Below are 19,092 nucleotides of genomic sequence, written 5' to 3' on the forward strand. Positions count from 1 at the left end.
GGCCGGCCGGCGAGCTGGCCGAGACCGAGCGCCGGGGTCCGACGAGCCCGTCGGACATCGCGTACATCATCCACACCTCCGGTTCCACCGGCCGACCCAAGGGTGTGCCGGTCGCGCACGCCAACGTGGTGCGTCTGTTCGCCGCCGCGGCCGAACACTTCGACTTCGGCGAGGACGACGTGTGGACGCTGTTCCACTCCTACGCCTTCGACTTCTCGGTGTGGGAGATGTGGGGCGCCCTGCTGCACGGCGGCCGGCTCGTCGTCGTCCCTCATGCGGTCAGCCGCTCGCCGCGCGACTTCCTGGAACTGCTGCACCGCGAGGGCGTGACCGTCCTCAACCAGACACCCTCCGCCTTCGAACAGCTCATGGACGCCGACGGCGAGCGGACGTCCGGCAGTGACCCGGATCAGGCAGGCGCGCTGCGCTACGTCATCTTCGGCGGTGAGGCCCTGCGTCCCGAGCGGCTGCGTCCGTGGGCCGACCGGTACGGCCTGGACAGCCCGGCACTGGTGAACATGTACGGCATCACAGAGACCACCGTGCACGTCACCTACCACCGCATCACCCCGGCCGACCTGACCGACCCTCGGCGGACGAGCGTCATCGGCAGGCCGTTGGCGGATCTGCGGGTGTACCTGCTGGACGCCGCGGGGCGCCCGGTGCCGCCCGGTGCGACCGGCGAGATGTACGTGGCCGGTGCGGGCGTGGCCGCCGGATACCTCGACCGGCCCGAGCTGACCGCCGAGCGCTTCCTGGACGACCCCTTCGGTCCGCCCGGCACGTGGATGTACCGCTCCGGCGACCTGGCCCGGCGCCGCGCCGACGGCACCCTCGAATACCTGGGCCGTGCCGACCAGCAGGTCCAACTGCGCGGCTTCCGCGTCGAGCCGGGCGAGATCGAGGCCGTCCTCGCCGCCCACCCGCGGGTCTCCCGGGTCGCCGTGGTGGTCCGCCGTGCCGAAAGCGGCGCCCAGCAGCTCGTCGCCTACACCGTCCCCGCCGGGCAGGAGCCGCCGAGCCCGGCGGAGCTGCGCGCCCACGCCGCGGCCCACCTGCCCGAGCACATGGTCCCCGCGGCCTGTGTGAGCGTCGACGCGCTGCCGCTGACCCCCAACGGCAAGCTCGACACCGATGCCCTGCCCGCGCCCGACTTCACCGCCGTCGCGGCCGGCGCCCGCCCGGAGACTCCTCAGCAGACGCTGGTGTGCCGCCTGTTCGAGGACGTGCTGCGGCTGCCGCGCGACACCGTGGGCGCCGACGCCAACTTCTTCGACCTGGGCGGCGACTCGCTGCTCGCCACCCGCCTGCTGGCCCGGCTGCGGCACGAGACCGGTGCGGAGGTGCCCATCACCGCCCTGTTCGACGGCCCGACACCGGCCGCGCTGGCGCAGCGGCTCGCCGACCTGTCCGGTACGGCTCCCGTCCGTCTGGCGCTCGGTGCCGTCGACCGCCCCGAACTCGTCCCGCCGTCCTACGCCCAGGAACGCATGTGGTTCCTGAACCGGCTCGACGACTCGGCGGCCACCTACAACATCCCGCTGGTCGTGCCGCTCGACTCCGCCGTGGACGCCGATGCGCTGCACGCGGCGCTCGGTGACCTCGCCGACCGGCACGAAAGCCTGCGCACGGTCTTCGCCGAGCAGGACGGCGCGCCCCACCAGCGGATCCTGCCGCCGGGGCAACTGCGTCCGCGCCTGCGGTGTGTGGACTGTCCGGCCGACGAGGTCGCCGCGCACATCACCGCGGCATCCCGGTACCGCTTCGACCTGACCGGCGAAAGCCCTTTGGCCGCCTGGCTGTTCGGGACGGGGGAGGAGCGGACCCTGCTGCTGGTCCTGCACCACAGCGCAGCCGACGGCTGGTCGCTGCGTCCTCTCGCCGAGGACCTGACCGCCGCCTATGCGGCGCGGTGCGCGGGCCGGGCGCCGGAGTGGGTCCCGCTGCCGGTGCAGTACGCCGACTATGCCCTGTGGCAGCGCGCCCTGCTGGCACCCGCCCCGGACGGCACGGGGCGGCTGGAGCGGCTGACCGCGCACTGGCGCGAGACGCTGGCCGGTCTGCCCGAGGAGTGCACCCTGCCCGGCGACCGTCCGCGCCCCGCGGCACCGCGCGGCGGCGCCCACGTCACCGAGACCGTGGACGCAGCCCTGCACCGGGACCTGCTGGGCCTCGCCGACCGCACCGGCGCCAGCTTGTTCGTCGTGCTGCACGCCGCGGTCAGCGCCCTGCTCACCCGTTGCGGCGCGGGTGAGGACATCGTCCTGGGCACCCCTGTGGCGGGCCGCACCGAACCCGCCCTGGACGACCTGATCGGCCTGATCACCAACACCCTGGTGCTGCGGGCCGACACCTCGGGCGATCCCGCCTTCCGGGAGCTGGTCGCCCGGCTGCGCACGGGTGACCTGGCGGCCCTGGACCACCAGGACCTGCCCTTCGACCGGCTGGTGGAGGAGCTCAACCCGCCCCGCAGGCCCGGCCGCCACCCGCTGTTCCAGGTCATGCTGGCCCTGCAGAACAACGAGCCCGCCGTGCTCCGGCTGGGGGAGCACGAGGTGCCGCTGCGGCCGACGGCCACCGGCACCGCCAAGTTCGACCTCTTCGTCGACGTCCTCGAACGGCACGGCGCGGACGGCACCCCCGGTGGGCTCGACCTGCACGTCGAGTACGCCACGGACCTGTACGACGCCTCCACCGCCGAGGAGTTCGCCCGCGCCCTGCGGGAACTGCTGCGGGAAGTGTGCGCGGACCCGGAGCGCAGGGTCGGGGACCTTCCTGCCCCGCCCCCGCGCACCCGGGCCGCGGTCCCCGGAGCCGACACCGCCGAGGTGGTGGATATCGCCGAGCTGGAGGGCACGGCGCTGTCCGTGCCCGGCATCCGCGACGCGGTCGCCCTGCCCGGCGCCGACGGTGCGCCGTCGTGCCTGTACGTGGTGCCGGGTCGTGCGGATGCCGCCGAGCGGGTCGAGCGGGTCCTTGAGGAGGCCGGTCACGGCGCGGTGCGGGTCACGGCGGTCAACGCCCTGCCCCGCACCGCCGACGGTGTGCTGGACGCCGAGGCGCTGCGTGCCCTGCCCCTGGTGGACCGTGTTGCGGCCGAGGCCTGGGGGGAGCGCCTGGCCGGTGTGCCCGGTGTGGCCGCGGCCGAGGTGTCGGTGGAGAACATTCCGGAGGAGTTGGACCGTAGGCACGCCGGTCTGCCCCGGCGCGCCGCGTCGCCGGTATCGGCCAAGGGACCGCGCACCGGGTCCGCCTCCGCCGTTCCGGCGCTCAGTGAGGGGCCGGGGCTGGTCGAGCCGTCGGTGTCGGGCTGGGCGCAGGCGCTGGTGCGGGCCGCGGAGCGGGCCCGGGGCGACATCGTGCACGTGCACGCCGATGGCAGTGAGCACCGGCGCAGCTATGCCTCCCTGCTCAGCGAGGCCTCCCATGTGCTGGCGGGGCTGCGGCGGGCCGGGCTGCGCCCGGGCGATCAGGTGATCTTGCAGTGTGATGCCAGCGAGGATTTCCTGGCGGTGCTGTGGGGCTGCATCCTGGGTGGTTTCGTCGCGGTGCCGCTGACGGTCCCGGCCTCCTATGACACGTCGTCGGCGGCGCTGGCGAAGCTGGAGGGGATCTGGCGGATGCTGGGCCGGCCCTGGGTGGTGTGTTCGGCGGGGCTGCGCGGCCTGGCGGCCCGGCAGGGCTGGCCGGGGCTGCGGCTGGTCACGGCCGACGCGCTGCGCCAGGCGCCCGAGGACCGCGACTGGTATGCGGCCGGGCCCGATGAGCTGATCTTGATGCTGATGACGTCGGGCAGCACGGGCCTGCCCAAGGCGGTGCGGCTGACCCACCGCAACGTGCTGACCCGGTCGGCGGCCACCGAGCAGATGAACCATCTGGGCGAGCGGGACGTGTCCCTGAACTGGATCCCGCTGGACCACGTCACCGGGGTGGTGATGTTCCACCTGCGGGATGTGTATCTGGGCTGCCGGCAGATCCACGCACCGACCTCCTACATCCTGCAGGATCCGCTGCGCTGGATGGATCTGGCCGACCGGCACCGGGTGAGTGTGACCTGGGCGCCCAACTTCGCCTTCGGGCTGCTGGCCGGGCAGGCCGAGCGGTTCGCCGGCCGGGCCTGGGACCTGTCGGCGATGCGGCTGGTGATGAACGCCGGTGAGGTGGTGGTGGCCGGCGCGGCCCGCCGCTTCCTGCACACCCTCAAGCCGTTCGGGCTGGCGCAGGATGTGATGCATCCGGGCTGGGGCATGTCGGAGACCTGTTCGGTGGTCACCGATGCGGTGCTGCCGGGCGAGGCACCGGACAGCGACGAGACGTTCGTCAGCTGCGGGCTGCCCTATCCCGGGTTCGCCATGCGGGTGGTGGACGAGCACGGCACGGTGCTGGCCGAGGGGGAGGTGGGCCGGCTGCAGGTGCGCGGCACCTCGGTGACCGGCGGCTATCACGACAACGCGGCGGCCAACGCCGAGGCGTTCACCGGGGACGGCTGGTTCGACACCGGTGACCTGGCCTTCCTGCGCGGGGGCGAGCTGTATATCACCGGCCGGGCCAAGGACGTCATCATCGTCAACGGCGTCAACCACTACAGCCACGAGATCGAGGCGTGTGTGGAGGAACTGCCGCAGGTGGTGCGCAGTTTCACCGCCGCGGTCGCGGTGCGCTCGGATGCGTCGGCCACCACCGACGAGCTGGCCCTGTTCTTCCACCCGGCCCCCGGCCACGACCTGGCCGCGGTGCTGCGGGAGATCGCGGGCAAGGTGACCCGGGAGATCGGCGTCAGCCCGGCCTTCTTGGTCCCGGTGCAGCCCGGGGCGATCCCCAAGACCGAGATCGGCAAGATCCAGCGCACCAGGCTGCGCAAGAGTTTCGAGGCGGGCGACTTCGACGACACCGTCCGCGAAACCCAGCTGCTGACCGGCAGCGCCGCCACCCTGCCCGACTGGTTCCTGCGGCCGGTATGGCAGCGGGCCGAACGCCACCCTCACCCGATAGCGGCATCCGGTCGGCACACCCTCCTCCTCACCGGCAGCGACCCGCAGGCCCAGGACCTCGCCCGGCGCCTGGCGCGGTCACTGCGGGCCGGGGGCGGGCTGTGCACCGTGGTGAGCGACGGGACGTCGTATGCCCGGCTGGACGCCGCCCACTACCGGATCCGGCCCGCCGAGGAAGCCGACTACACGGCACTGCTGCGGGCCCTGGAGGCCGACGGGCGGGGAGTCGACACCGTCGTGCACCTCGGCGCGCTGCACACCGGAGAGATGGCCGACCCGGCGTCCGCCGAGGCCGTCACCGAGCCCTTGTTGGTGCTCGCTCGGGCTCTTGCCGGCCGGTCGGGCGGGGCGGGCCGGGTCGACCTGCTGTATGTGACGGCGGGCGCCCAGGCCATCGCCGCCGGCGAGCGGCCCTCCCCGGTGCGGGCCATGGCCGGTGCGATGCTGAAGTCGCTGCGCGAGGAACTGAACGGACTGCGGTGCGTCCACCTCGACCTTGACCCGCACGGCGAGCAGGACCCGCTGCCCGTGCTGCTGGCCGAGGCGGGCGGTGTCCCGGCCGACACCGAGGTCGCCCACCGCGGCGGACACCGCTACGTGCGCCGCCTGGCCCCGCTGCCCGACACACCCCCCAAGACCGCACCGCTCGCTCCCGTCGCCGACGGCTTCACCCTGATCACCGGCGGCCTGGGCGGAGTGGGCGCCGAACTCGCCGCCCACCTGCTGCGCACCCCCGGCACCCGCCTCCTCGTCCTGGGCCGCACCCCCCTGCCCGCCCAGGACACCGAAACCGCGCGAGGGGACCTGCCCGCCCGGGGAGCCGGGGCGGCGCAAGAAACCGAGGCGGCCCGTGCCGAGGTCTACCGGCGGCTGCGGGAGCTGGGCGAGGTGCGCTACGCGTGCGCCGACGTCACCGACGAACACCAGGTGCGCGAGGCGGTCCGGGCGGCCGCCGAGCACTGGGACGCGCCGCTGACGGCGGTGCTGCACCTGGCCGGCACCCTCGTCGAGCGCCCCGTGGGCGACCTGGATCCCGCCGCCTGGCGCCAGGCCCTGGCGGCGAAGGTGCACGGCGCCTGGACCCTGCACCGGCTCACCGAGGAGCATCCGGTGGCCTCTTTCGTCACCTTCTCCTCGGTCAACGGCTACTTCGGCGGCGCGCTGAACACCGCCTACGCCGCCGCCAACGCCTACCTCGACGCGCTCGCGGTGCACCGCCGCGCCCTGGGCCTGCCCGCGCAGAGCCTGGCCTGGAGCATGTGGCGCGAGCGCGGCATGAGCCGCGGCTACCGCCTGAGCGCGCTCACCGAGGCCCGCGGCTACCGGCTGCTGGATGCCGGTGCCGCGCTGCGCTCCTTCGACCTGGCCCGCACCCTGGACGAGCCCCACCTGCTGATCGGCGCCGACCGCAGCGCCCCCTGGATCCGCAGCCACCTGGCCGCCCCCGCCCGCCAGGTCCGCCGCCTGGCCGCCCGCCTCACCCTGGACGAGGGCACCGACCTGGGCGCCCTCTACCGCACCGCAGCCGACGCCGCCCGCGCCGCGGGCGTGTCCGACGACGAGCACTGGGTGCTGCGCGCGGCCGGAAGCGCCCGGCAGACGACGGCGTCCTCCGGCGACGCGGGGGAGCGGCTGCGGGCGCTGGAGGACCGGCTCGCCGGGCTGTGGTGCGAGGTGCTGGGCCGCGACCGGGTCGGCCGGGAGGAGAACTTCTTCGACCTGGGCGGCAACTCGCTGCTGCTGGTCGCCGCCCAGAGCGCCGTCAACCGCACCTTCGCAACCGACCTGCCGGTCGTCGACCTGTTCGCCCACCCCACCGTGCGCGACCTGGCCCGCCACCTGTCGACCCTCACCGGACCACAGGCCACACAGATCACAAAAACCACACAGACCACGGACACTCCGCCGACGGCGGACCCGCGGACGCCACCGGAAACCGCCGGGACCGGGCCGAACGGCCTGGACCGCGCCAAGGAACGAGCCCAGCGGCAGCGCGCGGCCCGCGCCCGCCGCTCCGCACGGCAAGGGAAGGACCGAGGCCATGCCTGAGACCACCGAACCGCAGGACGAGCAGGCACCGGCCGTCGCCGTGATCGGCATGGCGGGCCGCTTCCCCGGCGCGGACGACCTGGACGCGTTCTGGGACAACCTGGCCGCCGGACGCGAGTCGGTGCGGCCCGTCACCGACGAGGAGTTCCTGGCCGCCGGAGGATCCGAGCGCGACCTCGACGACCCCACGCTGGTCCGCATGGCGTCGGTCATCGAGGGGATCGACCGCTTCGACTCCGGGTTCTTCGGCTACAGCCCCGCCGAGGCGGCCGTCGTCGACCCCCAGCAGCGGCTGCTGCTGGAGACGGCGTACCACGCCCTGGAGGACGCCGCGTGCCTCGGCTCCGGCGCCGCGACCGGCACGTTCGGTGTGTACGCGGGCAGCGGCGACAGCCGCTACTACCCGGCCCACGTGTACCCGCGCTACGCCGGACAGCCCGGCTCGGTGGAGCTCGTGCACGCGGCCACCGCCAACTCCCTGGGCACACTCGCCACCCGCGTCTCCTACGAACTGGGACTGACCGGCCCGAGCGTGTCGCTGCAGACGGCCTGCTCCACCGCGCTCGTCGCCGTGCACACCGCCTGCCAGGACCTGCTCGACTACCGGTGCGACACCGCGCTGGCCGCCGCCGTCTCCGTCAACCCCTCGGCGCTGCTCGGCTACCGGCACGTGCCCGGCGGCCCCTTCTCGCCCGACGGACACTGCCGCGCGTTCGCCGAGGACGCGGCCGGCACCTCCGCCGGCGACGGCGTCGGCGCCGTCGTCCTCAAACGGCTGGAGGACGCCCTCGCCGACGGCGACCGCATCCGCGCCGTCATCCGGGGCAGCGCCGTCAACAACGACGGGCGCCGCAAGGTCGGTTTCAGCGCGCCCAGCGCCGCCGGCCAGACCGAGGTCATCCTCGCCGCGCAGGCCCAGGCGATGATCGACGCCGACACCATCGGCCTGATCGAGGCGCACGGCACCGCCACGCGCCTGGGCGACCCCATCGAGGTGGCCGCGCTCACCGAGGCCTTCCGGCAGTCCACGCAGCGCCGCGGCTACTGCGCCCTCGGCTCGGTGAAGACCAACATCGGCCACCTGGGAGCGGCCGCCGGCATCGCCGGGCTCATCAAGGCCGTCCTGGCCCTGGAACACCGCCAGATCCCGCCGAGCCTGCACTTCGAACGGCCCAACCCGCACATCGACTTCGCCGGCGGCCCGTTCCGGGTGCCCACCACCCTGGAGGACTGGCCCGCGGGCGAGCACCCCCGGCGGGCCGCGGTCAGCGCCTTCGGCATCGGCGGCACCAACGCCCACGTCATCCTGGAGGAGGCGCCGCCCGCCGCGCCCGCCCCGCCCCGGCGGCCCGCGGACGGCCACCGCCTGGTGCTGCCGCTGTCCGCGCGCACGGCCGGCGCCCTGCGCGGCCAGGCCGAGGCGCTCGCCCGCCACCTCGAAAAGCGGCCGGAACTGCGCCTGGACGACGTCGCGCACTCCCTGCGCGCCGACCGGCCCGCGCTGCGCCACCGCCTGGCCGTGACCGCCGCCTCCCGCGAGGAGGCCCTGTCCGCGCTGCGCACCGCCGTGCCCGCGACGCCGCCCCTGTCGGACGAGCCCGCGCGGGTGGCGTTCCTGCTGCCGGGCGGCGGCACCCAGTACCCCGGCATGGGCGCGGAGCTCTACCGCGAACACGCCGTCTACCGCGACACCGTCGACGAGTGCGCGCGCATCCTGCGCCCCGCCCTCGGCGGCGACCTGCGCGACACCCTGGTCGAGGGACGGGATCCCGACAGGACGAGCATGTTCCTCGCCCTGGTGGTCACCGAGTACGCCCTCGCCCGCACCCTGATGGCCGCCGGGGTGCGCCCGGACGCGCTCATCGGCCATTCGCTCGGCGAGTACACGGCCGCCTGCCTGGCCGGGGTGATCGACCTCGAGGAGATGCTGCCCCTGGTCACCGAACGCATCCGGCTCATCAGCTCCGCGGGCGGGGCGACCACCGGGGTGGCGGCACCCGTCGAGGAGGTCCTGCCGCTCCTGGACGAGGAACTGTCCCTCGCCGCCGTCAACGGCCCCGCCGCGTGCACCGTCGCCGGGCACGAGGACGCCGTCGCCCGCCTGGAGGCGGAACTCACCCGCCGCGGCGTCCCGTTCCGCCGGCTGCGCATACCGGTCGCCGCCCACTCCCACGTCCTGGACCCGGTGCTGGAGACGTACGAGGAGCACCTGCGCGGCGTCACCCTGCGCGCGCCGCGGATCCCGTTCGTCACCAACGTCACCGGCACCTGGATCACCGACGCGCAGGCGACCTCGGTCCGGCACTGGATCGACCACACCCGCGACACCGTGCGGTTCGCCGACGGCATCACCGCCCTGTGGGACCTCCGTCCCGTCCTGGTGGAGATCGGACCGGGGGACACCCTGACCAAGCTGGCCGCCGCCCAGCTCGCGGAGCACGCGCCGGTGACGGTGACCACCATGCGGCACGCCAAGGCCGACGCCGCCGACGGGTTCGTCCTCGCCGAGGCGCTGGGCCGGCTGTGGAGCGCGGGCGTGGACACCGCGCTCCCCGACGTGCCGGGCACGCCCCGGCGCGCACCGCTGCCCCCCTACGCCTTCGACCGGCACCGCCACTGGATCGACGCCCCCGGCGCCCGCACCGCCCCCGGCGCGCCGGACGCCGGGACCGCGGTGGACGCCGGGCCCGCCCTCGGCCCGCGGCCCCGCCTGACGACCGAGCACGTGCCCCCGCGCGGCGAGCGCGAACAGGCGGTGACCCGCCTGTGGGAGGAGACCCTCGGCATCGGCGGCATCGGCGTCCACGACAACTTCTTCGACCTGGGCGGCGACTCGATGCGCGCCGTCGTGCTGGCGGGCCGGCTGCGCCAGGCCGGTGTGCTCGACGTGCCCGCCGCGGCCCTGCTGTCCGCGCCCACCGTGGCCGGCCTCCTCGCGGCGGCCGACGACACCTCGGCGCAGGCGTCCGGCGGCTCGAACGCGCTGACCCCGCTCCTGCCGCTGCGGGCGGAGGGCGACGCCACCCCCCTGTTCTGCATCCACCCCGGGGCGGGCGTGTCCTGGCGCTACACGGGACTGCTGCCCCACCTCGGCGGCGGCCAGCCGGTCTACGGCATCCAGGCCCTCGGCCTCGACGGCACCCGGCCGCCCGCGCCGGACGCGGCGTCCATGGTCGCCTCCTACGTCGGCCTCGTCCGCGAGGTGCAACCGCACGGCCCCTACCGGCTCCTGGGCTGGTCCTACGGCGGCTTCGTGGCGCACGCGATGGCCTGCGCCCTGCAGGAGCAGGGCGAGCGGGTGGAACTGCTGGCCATGCTGGACGCTCCCCAACCGCACGGCATGCCCCACGACGCCGCGGCGGTCGAACGGCAGGTGGCGTCCCTGCTGACGAGGGTGGCCGGGCTGCCCGTCGAGCCGGGAGCGGCCGAGGTGCCGGACGTGACGGCCGTCCTCGACCGCATCGACGCCGGCCTGGCGGCCGATCCGGCGAGTTCGCCGGTCACCCGCGCCGAGGCCGCGGCCATCGCCGCGGTCATGCGCAACAACCTGCGCATCGCGCCCCAGTTCGCGCCCGGTGTCTTCCGCGGGGACGTGCTGTTCTTCAGCGCCGCCCAGGAGCAGGCCACCGACTTCCCCGGCGACCTGGCGGTGCTCCCGGACAAGGCCGACGCCTGGCGGCCGTACGTCGACGGCACCCTCCAGGACCACCGGGTGCCGTGCGGCCACTACGAGATGACCGAGCCCGAGCCCATCGCGCTGATCGGCGCCGCGGTCGCCAAGGCGCTGCGCGAGACCTCCCCCTGACCGACCGCCCCTCTCCCTGGCCCGGCCCTCTCCCCGGCCGGGCCCCCTCCCAGCCCGTCCCGCGGGCCCCGACCGTCCAGGAGACCCCACATGACAAGAACCGCCCCCCAGGACCTCTACGAACTGGGCGACGCGCCCGAGATGGGCACCGTGCCGAAGAAGATGTACGCCTCGCTGATCCGCCGCGAACGCTACGGGCAGCCCGTCGACGCCTTCCGCACCGAGGTGGTCGACGTGCCCCCGGTCGGACGCGGGCAGGTGCTCGTCAAGGTGATGGCGGCCGGCGTCAACTACAACAACGTCTGGGCCGCCCTCGGGCATCCGCTCGACGTGATCACCGCCCGGCAGAAGGCCGGCGCCACCGAGGACTTCCACATCGGCGGCTCCGACCTGTCCGGCATCGTGTGGGCCGTCGGCGAGGGGGTGCGGGACGTCGAGCTGGGCGACGAGGTCGTCGTCCTCGCCAGCCGGTGGGACGAGACGGCCGAGGACATCCGCCTCGGCGCCGACCCGGCCTTCTCCACCACCCAGCGCGTGTGGGGCTACGAGGAGAACTACGGCTCCTTCGCCCAGTTCGCCGTCGTCGACGACTACATGTGCCACCCCAAGCCCGCCCGCCTGTCCTGGGCGGAGTCCGCCTGCTACATGGCGACGGCCGCCACCGCCTACCGCCAGCTCTTCGGCTGGCAGCCGCACACGGTCCGGCCCGGCGACCCGGTCCTGATCTGGGGCGGGGCCGGCGGCCTGGGCTGCATCGCCATCCAGCTCGTGCGGCACGTCGGCGGCATCCCCGTCGCGGTCGTCTCCAGCGAGGAGCGCGGCGAGTTCTGCATGAAGCTCGGCGCCCAGGGGTGGATCGACCGGCGCGAGTTCGACCACTGGGGCCGGATGCCGGACACCTCCGACGAGGCGGCGATGGCCCGCTGGCTGTCCGGCGCGCGCGCCTTCGGGCGGCGCTTCTGGGAGGTGCTCGGCGAACGCCGCAGCCCGCGGATCGTGCTGGAGCACTCCGGCGCGGACACCATCCCCACGTCGATGTACCTGTGCTCCAACGGGGGCATGGTCGTCATCTGCGGCGGCACCACCGGCTACAACGGCGACGTGGACCTGCGTTTCCTGTGGATGCGGCAGAAGCGGCTGCAGGGTTCGCACGTGGCCAGCGCCCGTGAGGCCCGCGAGGTGACCCGGCTGATCGACCAGGGCTTCGTCGACCCGTGCCTGTCGCGGACCTTCGGCTTCGAGGAGATCGGCCTGGCGCACCAGCTCATCCACGACAACCGTCACCCGGCGGGCAACATGGCGGTCCTGGTCAACGCGCAGGCGTGACACCACGCACGACGGCCCCTGCTCCGCGCGCCGGGCGCGGGGAAGGGGCCGCGGTGTTCCCGGCGGTCAGCGGCCGGCCCGGCCCAGGACCGTACTGAAGACGCCCGCGCCGACCGCGACCACGCCGACGCGCACGGCGAGCTCCGGGTCCGCCCGCGCCTCGATCCGCAGTCCGTGGGGGAGCGCCCGCGCCCGCAGGTCGCGCAGGCTCCCGAGCGCGTCGGCGGGAAGGCCCCACGGCCCGGTGTGCAGCGCCTTCCACGCGGCTTCCTTCGCCGAGAACAGCGAGGTCACGGACCACGGCACCGCACCCGGTCCGGGAGCGTGCAGCAGTTCCTCCTCGTCCTCGCGTAGCACCAGCCGCGCCGCTTCGGCGGGCAGGGGGCGCAGTTCCAGATCGCAGCCGAGCGGGACGTCCCGGCCCGGCGCCCGGGCCACGGCCACCGCGACCCCCGCGCTGTGCGTGATCGACGCCGCCCGTCCGGGCGGGAACCCCGGCAGGCGGCCCGCCCGCGGGATCTCCCCGCAGTCCAGCCCCACCGCGCGCAGCGCGCGCCGCGCCGCGAGCCGGCCGGCCAGGAACTCCAGCCGGCGCCGCGGCGGCATCACCGCGGCCGCGGCCTCCTCGGCCGGCCCGGCGGGGACGGCCCGCGGGTCCGAGACGACGGCGACGCCCAGGCCGAGCCCGGCCGCCGCCCACGCCGGCCACAGCGGGCGGAGCCGGGCGGCCACCTCGGCGCCCGCGCCGGCCGGTGCGGGCGGTGCGGGCGCCGAGGCGGCCGGTGCGGCCGTGAGCACGCCCGCGGAGCGGCCGGCCGCCGGAGCCGGGTACGGACGCGGGCGCACCCGTCAGGCCCGCAGCAGCTTCTTGACGATCTTCCCGGCGGGATTGCGGGGCACCTGCTCGATGAACTCCACCCGCCGCGGGCGCTTGTAGGGCGCGAGCAGCTGTCCGACGTGGGCGAGCAGGTCCGCGGCCCGGGTGTCCGGCTCGGCCACGACGTAGGCCAGCGGCACCTCGCCGTAGTCCTCGTCGGGCATGCCGACGACCGCCGCGTCCCGGACCGCCGGGTGGGACATCAGGGCGCGCTCGATCTCCGAGGGGTACACGTTCTGCCCCGCCCGGATGATGACGTCCTTGGTGCGGTCCACGAGGTGGATGCGGCCCGCCTCGTCGACGAAGCCGAGGTCACCGGTCCTGATCCAGCCGTCGAGGTCGATCTCGCGCGTGGCCTCGGGGTCGTTCCAGTAGCCCTGCATGACGCCCGGCCCGCGCACCACGATCTCGCCGATCTCGCCGCGGGGCAGTTCCCGCCCGGTCCCGTCGACCGCGCGGGCGGACATGCCGGGCACCACCCGTCCGCAGGGGATGCGGGCGGTGACGTCCCCCGGGGCCGGGTGCTCGTCGGGGCCGAGGGTGACGAAGGGCCCGCCGACCTCCGTCATGCCGTAGACCTGCCGGAAGCCGCAGCCGAGGCGCTCCACGGCGTCGGCGTACACGTCCAGGGGCATGGGGGCGGCGCCGTAGAGGACCTCCCGCAGCGAGGACAGGTCGGCGCGCCCGGCGCCCTTGGCCTGGAGCATGAAGCGGAGCATCTGCGGGACCAGCCACATGTGGGTGGCGCGGTGCTCCTCCACCGCGGCCAGCGCCCGCTGCGGGGTGAAGCCGGGCATGAGCACGACGGTGGCGCCGGCGGCCAGGTAGGTCAGGGACACCACCATGCTGCCGTGGTAGAGGGGGCAGCAGTTGACCATGACGATGTCGTCGGTGGGCCGTGCCATGACCAGCCAGCCCAGGGCGATGGCGCGGAACGAGGCGCTGTCGACCGTGACGCCCTTGGCCTGTCCGGTGGTCGCCGACGTGTGCAGCACGGCGATCGGGTCGGTGTCGGCCACCTCGGGCAGGTCGCGCTCGGCGGCCAGGGTGCCCAGGGCCTCGAACGCCGGCTTGTCCAGAGCCATCCTGATCCGCACCGACGCCGGCAGCTCGGGGTGGCGGTCCAGCAGCTCCGACTCGCCGAGGACGGCCACCGCACCGACGCGTTCGACGATGCCGGCGACCTCGGGCACGGCCAGGCTGTGGTTGAGCGGGACGAACAGCGCGCCCAGCCGGGCCAGCGCGAAGTAGGTCTCCAGGACCTCGATGCGGTCCTTGGACAGCACCGCGACGCGGTCGCCGCGCTCGATGCCGAGCTCGGCCAGTCCCCGCGCGAGTGTGAGCGTGCGGTCGTGGAACTGCGTCCAGGTGAGCCGGCGCCGCTCGTCCACCAGGGCCAGCCGGTCCGGGTAGCACTGGCGGTTGCGCTCCAGCAGCTGCGTCAGCCACATCACGCACCGCCGGCGCCGGCGCCGGAGCGCTCGGCCGTGAACCGCTCGTAGTCGGCGATCGTGCGCAGCTCCTCCATGTCGTCGGCGGTGATCTCCACGCCGAGCCGCTGCTCGACGAGCAGGACGAGACGCACCAGGTCGCCGGAGTCGATGCCGCTCGCGGCGAGGTCGACGTCGTCCCCGATCCGCTCGGCGTCGGCGAACTCCGCGGTACCGGTGAGTTCGACCAGCAACTCCCTGATGGTGCTCATGCTTTCCCCTTTCGCCGCGGCCGGTGGCCGCCGGGCGGATCCCGTGGGTGCCTTGTCACCCCAACAAGAGGGCCGCGCGGCGGACCGCAATCCCCGCAGCTCGGCGTGACCTTTGTCACGCGCCCGTATCGGTCGGCGCGGGGATAGCGGGGCCGGTGCGGAGCCTCTTTCCGGAACAGAGGCCGCGCCCGCCCGGTGGACCGGGCGCCGTGACGCGCTGGGCGTGCCGAAGTCCGAGGAGTGCCGAAGGAGTGATGCCAGTGCCCAGGCCATACGTCCGGCTCGAGGGCCGGTACGTGACCGCCTTGGCGGGGACCGGACGCGGAGGCGCCGCATGAGCGCACCGACGGCCGGCACCGCGTCCGCCGCGCAGGACGAGCTGCTCGCCCACTTCGACGGCCTCATCGCCGCGGGGGAGACCGTCGAACCCCGCGACTGGATGCCCGACGGTTACCGCCGGATGGTGATCCGTCAGATCGCCCAGCACGCCCACTCCGAGATCATCGGCATGCAGCCGGAGGGCGCCTGGCTCACCCGGGCCCCCTCCCTGTACCGCAAGTCGGTGCTCATCGCCAAGGTCCAGGACGAGGCCGGGCACGGGATGTACCTCTACTCCGCCGCCGAGACCCTCGGCGTGGACCGGGCCGACCTGCTCGACGCCCTGCACCGGGGTCAGCAGCGGGCCTCGGCCACCTTCAACCACCCCGCGCTGACGTGGGCGGACACCGGCGCCATCGCCTGGCTGACGGACGGCGCCGCGGTCATCAACCAGGCGCCCCTGTGCCGCACCTCCTACGGGCCGTACGCCCGGGCGATGCGCCGCGTCTGCCAGGAGGAGGCCTTCCACGTGCGGCAGGGGTACGACCTCCTGCGCGCCCTGTGCGAGGGCACGCCGGAGCAGAAGGCGATGGCCCAGGACGCGGTGAACCGCTGGTGGCTGCCGGCCGTGGCGCTGATGTTCGGCCCGCCCGACACCGAGGCGGGCGGCGCCGACGCCCGCACCGCGGCACTGGGCGCCGCGGTCTCCCGCCGTGCCATGGCCTGGGGCATCAAGCGCCACACCAACGACGAGCTGCGCCAGCGCTTCGTCGACAGCTGCGTCCCCCAGGCCGAACGCCTCGGGCTCACCCTCCCGGACCCGGCGATCCGCTGGAACGAGGAACGCGGCCACTACGACTTCACACCGGTCGACTGGGACGTCTACCGCGCGGCGCTCGGCGACGACACGCACTGGTCCCGCCGGCGCGTCGCACACCGGCGCGCGGCGCACGAGGACGGCGCCTGGGTGCGGGAGGCGTCCGCCGCGTACGCCGCGCGCCTGCGGGCCGACGGGCCGCCCCCGGCCCCGGACACAGGCACGGGCACGGACCCGGACCCGGGCATGAGCACGGACCCGGGCATGAGCACGGACACGGACGCGGCGCGGACCGCGCGGAACCGGGCGGAGGAGCGCGTATGAGCCGGGAACGGGAGGGCGCCCCGGCGTCCTGGGAGGTCTTCCTCAGGCCGCGCCGGGGCCTGGCCCACCAGCACGTGGGGTCGGTGCGCGCCGCCGACGCCGACACGGCCCTGCTGCGCGCCCGCGACCTGTACATCCGGCGCGGTGACCCGCTGTCGCTGTGGGTGGTCCGCTCGGACGCCGTGCACGCGGCCTCCCCGGACGAACGCGACCCGTTCTTCGCGGGCGCCCTGCACAAGCCCTACCGGTACCCGGAGCAGTTCGCGCCGCTGACCGAGAAAGGCCCCGACGGTGACCACCTCGACTGACCCGGCCGCGGCAGCGGAGGACGTCCGCGCCGACGCCCACCTCGCCGTGCACCTGCTGCGCCTGGGCGACGACGCCCTCGTCCTCGGGCAGCGGCTGTGCCAGTGGATCACGCGGGCCCCGACCATCGAGGAGGACATGGCCCTGTCCAACATCGCCCTCGACCTGATCGGCCACGCCCGCACGCTGCTCACCCTCAGCGGACGCGTCGACGGAACCGGCCGCACCGAGGACGAGTTCGCCTTCACCCGCACCGACCGCGAGTTCACCAACGCCCTGCTGACCGAACTGCCGGGCGGGGACTTCGCGGTGACCGTAGCCCGGCAGCTCGCGTACACCCACTACGCGGTCCTGTACTACGAGGCCCTGGCCGGCTGCGCGGACGCCCGGCTGGCCGGTTTCGGGGAGCGGGCCGCCAGGGAGGTGTCCTTCCACCGGATGCACGCCGACAACTGGACGCTGCAGCTGGGTCTGGGCACCCCCGAGAGCTCCCGCCGTATGCAGCGGGGCCTGGAGCGGGTGTGGCCCTACACCGCCGAACTGTTCGAGGAGGACGACGTGCTGCGTCACCTCGTGGCGGCCGGCACGGTGCCCTCGCCGGCCCCGCTGCGCCCGGTGTGGGAGCGGCGGGTGAGCGAGGTCGTGACCCGTGCGGGCCTGACCGTGCCGACCCCGGACTGGCAGGCCCGGGGCGGGCGGGCGGGCCTGCACACCGAGGAGTTCGGGCCGCTGATCGCCGAGATGCAGTCGGTGCACCGCCAGTTCCCGGGAGGCCGCTGGTGAACGCCCGGACCTTCCCGGCGACGCGGCCGGCGTCGCCCCGTACGGCACCCCCGGCGCCACGGCCCGTCGTGCCCCTGCGCCCCGCCCGCGCGGCGGCGGAGGTCCGGGCCCTGGTGGAGGCGCTGCCCGATCCGGAGCTGCCGATGATCGGCCTCGGCGACCTCGGCGTGATCCGCTCGGTCGCCCCGGCCGCCGACGGAGTGCTCGAAGTGGAGATCACCCCGACCTACCTGGGCTGCCCGGCACTGCCCGCCATCACTTCCGCGATCCGGGACGTCCTCGCCGAGAGCGGCCACCCCGAGGGACGGGTGCGGCAGGTCCTGTCCCCGCCGTGGACGACGGACCGCATCACGGCGGCCGGCCGGGAGAAACTCGCCGCCCACGGCATCGCCCCGCCGGTGCCCGCAGCGGCGGACGGCCCGGTCCCCGTCGGACTGGCCCAGGTGCCCTGCCCGCACTGCGGCTCCCGGGCCACCCGGCCGCACAGTCCCTTCGGGCCGGCCCGCTGCCAGTCCGTGCTGCGGTGCACGGCGTGCCAGGAGCTGTTCCCCCACCTGAGCGCACTGTGAGGCGGACCGTGAACACCACCGACTCCTCCCGGGCGACCGCCACGACCCCGGGCGTGCCCGCCGCGACCGCCCCCGCCGCCTCCCGCCCGGAACTCCCCGACCGGTCCCGGCCCGCGGCCCGGCGCACCGGCTGGCACCGGCTCGTGGCCACCGAGGTCCGGCACGTGTCCCGGGACGCGGTCGCGGTCACCCTGGAGGTGCCCGAGGCGCTGCGCGAGGTCTTCGCCCACCGGCCCGGCGAGCACGTCGTCGTCCGGCACCGCCGCGCGGGCACCGAACTGCGCCGCAGCTACTCGGTGTGCCCCCCGCCCGGCGACCCGGCCGCGCTGCGCCTGGTGATCAGGCGCGGCGCCCCCGACGGCTTCGGCGCCCACGCCACCACCGCCCTGGCACCGGGCGACGTCCTCGAACTCTCCCCGCCCACCGGCGCCTTCGCCCTGCCCGAGCGGCCCGGCGGCCATCACGTCCTGATCGCGGGCGGCTCCGGCATCACCCCGCTCGCCGCCATGGCCGCCGCCGCGCTGCGCGAGGACCCCGCCTGCCGCGTCTCCCTGATCCACTCGGTCCCGACGTCCGCCGACGCCCTGCTCGCCGACGAACTGGCCGAACTCAAGGACGCGTTCGTCGAACGCTTCACCGTCCTGTACGTCCTCACCCGGGAGGAGCACGGCAGCGGGCTGTCGGGCGGGCGGATCGACGCCGTGAAGCTGCCGCGCCTGCTCACCGCGGTCGACGCCCGTCCCGGCCCCGGCGTCACGTTCGCCCTGTGCGGTCCGGCCGGCCTCGTCGACACGGTGCAGCAGGCGCTCACGGCGTGGGGCGCCGACCCGGCCTCGGTCCGCTCGGAGCTGTTCACCCTCGCCGGCGCCCCGCGGCAGAGCGCGCCGCCGCCCCGGCCCGCGGACGCCTCGCCGCAGACCCGCGTCACCGCGCTGCTCGGCGGCCACCGCCGCCACGCGGCCGCCGGACCCGAGGACGCCACGCTCCTCGACGCGCTGCTGCGCTCCCACCCCGACGTGCCCTACGCCTGCCGCGAGGGCGTGTGCGGCAGCTGCCGGGCCCGGGTCCTGTCCGGCCGGGTGACGACAGGCCCCCAGCACGCCCTCGACGCCGAGGAGGTCGCCGCGGGCTACACGCTCGTGTGCAGGGCCCGGCCGCTCGGCACCGAACTCACCCTCGACTTCGACGCATGACCCGGCGCGGACCTCCCGCGCCCCCGACCCAG

At 75.0% G+C, this 19,092-nt stretch carries 11 protein-coding genes; 8 read left to right on the forward strand and 3 right to left on the reverse strand.

Going from position 1 to position 19,092, the window contains the following annotated elements:
• From AB0L29_RS28930 to ccrA, 3 genes are all read left to right on the forward strand, one after another.
• On the forward strand, positions 1 to 7,040 hold a 7,040-nt coding region (locus AB0L29_RS28930; RefSeq protein ID WP_365831097.1), incomplete at its 5' end, for an amino acid adenylation domain-containing protein.
• Positions 7,033 to 10,845: a beta-ketoacyl synthase N-terminal-like domain-containing protein gene (locus tag AB0L29_RS28935; protein WP_365831099.1), complete on the forward strand. Its 3,813-nt coding sequence runs from the start codon at positions 7,033 to 7,035 to the stop codon at positions 10,843 to 10,845. The genes AB0L29_RS28930 and AB0L29_RS28935, both read left to right, overlap by 8 nt.
• 90 nt (positions 10,846 to 10,935) lie before the next feature.
• On the forward strand, positions 10,936 to 12,171 hold the full coding sequence (gene ccrA / locus AB0L29_RS28940) for a crotonyl-CoA carboxylase/reductase (protein ID WP_365831101.1): 1,236 nt from the start codon (positions 10,936 to 10,938) through the stop codon (positions 12,169 to 12,171).
• Positions 12,172 to 12,237: 66 nt separating this feature from the next.
• Here ccrA and AB0L29_RS28945 read toward each other — a convergent pair whose 3' ends face one another.
• Genes AB0L29_RS28945 through AB0L29_RS28955 form a run of 3 tightly spaced genes read right to left on the reverse strand, consistent with a single transcriptional unit; the run spans position 12,238 to position 14,750 of the window.
• Positions 12,238 to 12,969, reverse strand: coding sequence for a 4'-phosphopantetheinyl transferase superfamily protein (locus AB0L29_RS28945; RefSeq protein WP_365831103.1), 732 nt, complete (start codon positions 12,967 to 12,969; stop codon positions 12,238 to 12,240).
• Between the two features lie 51 nt (positions 12,970 to 13,020).
• Positions 13,021 to 14,499, reverse strand: coding sequence for an AMP-binding protein (locus AB0L29_RS28950; protein ID WP_365831105.1), 1,479 nt, complete (start codon positions 14,497 to 14,499; stop codon positions 13,021 to 13,023).
• Positions 14,499 to 14,750, reverse strand: coding sequence for an acyl carrier protein (locus tag AB0L29_RS28955; protein WP_365831107.1), 252 nt, complete (start codon positions 14,748 to 14,750; stop codon positions 14,499 to 14,501). Before AB0L29_RS28955 ends, AB0L29_RS28950 begins: the two co-directional genes overlap by 1 nt.
• Before the next feature lie 334 nt (positions 14,751 to 15,084).
• Between AB0L29_RS28955 and paaA the strand changes: the two genes are divergently transcribed.
• The 5 genes from paaA to AB0L29_RS28980 all read left to right on the forward strand — a co-directional run bounded on the left by paaA (position 15,085) and on the right by AB0L29_RS28980 (position 19,060).
• Positions 15,085 to 16,209, forward strand: a complete 1,125-nt coding sequence (gene paaA, locus AB0L29_RS28960; protein ID WP_365831109.1) for a 1,2-phenylacetyl-CoA epoxidase subunit PaaA — start codon at positions 15,085 to 15,087, stop codon at positions 16,207 to 16,209.
• Positions 16,206 to 16,517, forward strand: a complete 312-nt coding sequence (gene paaB / locus AB0L29_RS28965; protein ID WP_365831111.1) for a 1,2-phenylacetyl-CoA epoxidase subunit PaaB — start codon at positions 16,206 to 16,208, stop codon at positions 16,515 to 16,517. The genes paaA and paaB overlap by 4 nt, the downstream gene beginning before the upstream one ends.
• Positions 16,501 to 17,298, forward strand: a complete 798-nt coding sequence (gene paaC, locus AB0L29_RS28970) for a 1,2-phenylacetyl-CoA epoxidase subunit PaaC (protein WP_365831113.1) — start codon at positions 16,501 to 16,503, stop codon at positions 17,296 to 17,298. The genes paaB and paaC overlap by 17 nt, the downstream gene beginning before the upstream one ends.
• 68 nt (positions 17,299 to 17,366) lie before the next feature.
• Positions 17,367 to 17,867, forward strand: coding sequence for a 1,2-phenylacetyl-CoA epoxidase subunit PaaD (paaD, locus tag AB0L29_RS28975; protein ID WP_365831208.1), 501 nt, complete (start codon positions 17,367 to 17,369; stop codon positions 17,865 to 17,867).
• A gap of 8 nt (positions 17,868 to 17,875) precedes the next feature.
• Positions 17,876 to 19,060, forward strand: coding sequence for a 2Fe-2S iron-sulfur cluster-binding protein (locus AB0L29_RS28980; RefSeq protein WP_365831115.1), 1,185 nt, complete (start codon positions 17,876 to 17,878; stop codon positions 19,058 to 19,060).
• Positions 19,061 to 19,092 lie beyond the last annotated feature (32 nt).

The sequence above is a fragment of the Streptomyces sp. NPDC052701 genome (assembly GCF_040678355.1).
GTDB lineage: Bacteria > Actinomycetota > Actinomycetes > Streptomycetales > Streptomycetaceae > Streptomyces.